1 pseudogene is annotated in these 234 nt (G+C 74.4%); it reads right to left on the bottom strand.

Annotated features, from left to right (window positions below):
* Nucleotides 1-234: pseudogene (locus tag QN345_RS20380) on the bottom strand (thiol reductant ABC exporter subunit CydC); the annotation flags it as partial.

Here is a 234-nt window from a genome sequence, read left to right as displayed (position 1 = left end):
GGCGAAGATCTCGAAGACCGCCATCGGAACGAGCACGATCACGGCGAAATCGGGGCCGGGCAGGCTGCCGCCCGAGAGCCCGCCGAACCCGGCGAGCAGCGCTGCGACGGTCGCGGCGCCCGCGAAAAGGGAGAGCACGGCGCCCTGGATGCCGACGCCGACGGATCGGCGCAGGGTGGCCAGGCGCAGCCGGTCGTCGGCGCCGGCCAGCCCTTCGAGACGGGCGTCGAGCAC

Source organism: Cryobacterium sp. 10I1 (assembly GCF_035019805.1).
Lineage (GTDB): Bacteria > Actinomycetota > Actinomycetes > Actinomycetales > Microbacteriaceae > Cryobacterium > Cryobacterium glucosi.
Note: the sequence above shows the minus strand (reverse complement) of the source record. Positions and strands in the feature narration are given on the sequence as shown.